The sequence below is a fragment of the Nitrososphaera sp. genome, from assembly GCF_050748925.1.
Classification (GTDB): domain Archaea; phylum Thermoproteota; class Nitrososphaeria; order Nitrososphaerales; family Nitrososphaeraceae; genus Nitrososphaera.
Genome location: NZ_JBOGQF010000200.1, coordinates 1 through 2,283 on the forward strand (window position 1 = coordinate 1; position 2,283 = coordinate 2,283).

Genomic DNA, 2,283 nt, shown 5'->3' on the forward strand with positions numbered 1-2,283 from the left:
CGGCTATACCCTTGACGACATTTTTAAAGAGCCACTTTGACTTGGCAGATTTTTTGCCGTCGATTGGCGCAAAGCGCAGCGCGTCGAGCACCGCTATCGGGCGGGTTCCCATCGACATGATGTCTCTGATGACCCCGCCCACCCCCGTCGCGGCGCCGCCGAAAGGCTCTACCGCCGAGGGGTGGTTATGGCTTTCAATGTGCACCGTCAGGACATAGCCGTCGCCGATGTCAAGGACGCCGGCGTCATAGCCGGGGCCGACCAGGACGCGCTTGCCCTTTGTTGGCAGCAGGCGCAGGAATTTCTTGGACGACTTGTACGAGCAGTGCTCGGACCATTCGGCGCCGACGATGTCCTGCTCGACTTCGTTTGCCTTTCGCTTTAGCTTTTCTTCAAGGTGCTTCAGCTCCTGCTCTGTCAGGACGCCCATTCAGACTATCGCCTTTCGCTGCCTTTTCAGGTGTGACGTAAGGGACTGGAATATCGCGATGGCGTCGTTAGAGCCGGTAATGTTGAGTATGCCCTCGCTCGCCCTTTCCGGGTGGGGCATCATGCCCATGACGTTGCCCTCTTCATTGCAGATGGCCGCGATGAGGTCAGTCGAGCCGTTTGGGTCGTCGTTTGAATACTGCAGTACTATCTGGTTCTTTTTCTTTAATTCTTTCAGTATGTCGCTGTCGGCGACGTAGCGCCCCTCGCCGTGCGCGACAGGTATGTCAAATTCCTGCTTTTTTGAAAATTCAGAGGTGAAAGGCGTCCTGTTGTTCTGCACCTTTACCTTTGTCCACCTGCATACAAAGCGCAGGGAATCGTTCATCATGAGCGCGCCGGGCAATAATCCTGACTCTACCAGGATTTGAAAGCCGTTGCAGATGCCAAGCACGGGCGCGCCATCTTTTGCCATCCTCTTTACCTCCTGCACGATTGGGCTGTGAGCCGCGATGATGCCTGCGCGCAGCCTGTCGCCAAACGCAAAGCCGCCCGGGACTATCATGGCGTCATAGCCGGTTATCCTGTCCTTTGTGTGCCAGATAAAGTCAGCCTGCACCCCGACGACATTATTCAGGACATGGTGGACGTCGCGGTCGCAGTTGCTTCCGGGGAAAACGGCAATCCCGATCTTCAAATGCGTGAATCACTCCTCTCGACTCGTATTAATATCTTGCAGGTCTCGGTGATTGTAAAGGCGGAGCCTGTGTGCCAATAGCCATGACAAGGATTAAATCCTAACAGCTCGAAGACAAGCCAGCATGGCAGCAAGCGTCGTCCGCGACATCATGACCAAAGAGATAGTCACCATCGACGGCGACAGCACTGCGCTTGAAGCGGCCAAACTGATGACTGAAAAGGGCATAAGCTCTGTCTTTATCGTCAAGGACGGCAATCCCATAGGCATCGTGACAGAGCGCGATTTTATAAAAAAGATCTGCGCAAAAGAGCTGGCAGTGTCTCACGTGAGGATAGGCGACATCATGTCCAAGATATTGACGATTGCCAGCCCCGACACCCCCATAGAAGTCGCGGTGCAGCGCATGGTGAACCACAAGATTCGCAGGCTGCCGATAATGGAAAGGGAAAAAATAGTCGGCATCATCACCGTGACTGACCTTGCCAAGCACCTGCGCACCACCCTGCTTTTGGAAGGCGCGCTTTCAGACACGGGAAGCATTGACGACGTGATTGCCACGATAGACGACAAGCACTAGGCCGGAAAGGCCTTTACCGTGCAGTTGCTGACGACGGGGTTAAAGATCCTGAGTTCCTCGCACAGCTTTTGCACCATCTTTTCTGCCTCTTTCTCAGAATCCGCGCTCACCGCCATCTTTAGCATCTTGGCCGCCCTGACTGACTTTACCTCAGAATACCCGCCCTTGACCACCAGGTCGCGGTGGATGGTCTCGCCTTCGGGGTCGTTGATGTAGGGCTTGTTCTCGATGATGACCTGAACCAGAAACTTGCTAGGGCGCGCCATCATTTCTCCCGGTCACCGGCCGTAATTTAAATACATATTGTAACTGACCCAGTTTAATGCGCGCCGGTGGGATAAACCGCGCTTTGTCTATGCAATGCTGGCAATTATGCCAAAGATAGCGGCGCAATACGGAGTCAGAGCTTATAGGTTCTAAATGCAATTCTTGGTCGTGAAAAGCCCCCGCTCGCGCAAGGCAGGGCAGGTGCAGTCAGGAGCCTGCAAGTACGCGTCGATGTGCAGGTTTTACAAGCCGGAAAACTATACCTGCGGCAACGAGGACGAGGCATGGACGTACTGCGGCACTTATGACG

Annotated in this window: 4 protein-coding genes; 1 reads left to right on the forward strand and 3 read right to left on the reverse strand. The window is 54.4% G+C overall.

Going from position 1 to position 2,283, the window contains the following annotated elements; translation table 11 throughout:
* The coding region (locus tag ACREAY_RS11415) for an AIR synthase related protein (protein ID WP_431755893.1) at positions 1-430 on the reverse strand (430 nt) is incomplete at its 3' end.
* A complete protein-coding gene (gene purQ / locus ACREAY_RS11420) occupies positions 431-1,126 on the reverse strand; it encodes a phosphoribosylformylglycinamidine synthase subunit PurQ (RefSeq protein WP_431755894.1) in 696 nt (231 codons plus the stop codon).
* 124 nt (positions 1,127-1,250) lie between these two features.
* On the opposite strand from purQ, the gene ACREAY_RS11425 reads away from it, so the two are divergent.
* On the forward strand, positions 1,251-1,706 hold the full coding sequence (locus tag ACREAY_RS11425) for a CBS domain-containing protein (protein WP_431755895.1): 456 nt from the start codon (positions 1,251-1,253) through the stop codon (positions 1,704-1,706).
* On the opposite strand, the gene purS is transcribed toward ACREAY_RS11425, so the two are convergent.
* On the reverse strand, positions 1,703-1,975 hold the full coding sequence (gene purS, locus ACREAY_RS11430; RefSeq protein ID WP_431755896.1) for a phosphoribosylformylglycinamidine synthase subunit PurS: 273 nt from the start codon (positions 1,973-1,975) through the stop codon (positions 1,703-1,705). The genes ACREAY_RS11425 and purS overlap by 4 nt on opposite strands.
* Between the last annotated feature and the right edge of the window lie 308 nt (positions 1,976-2,283).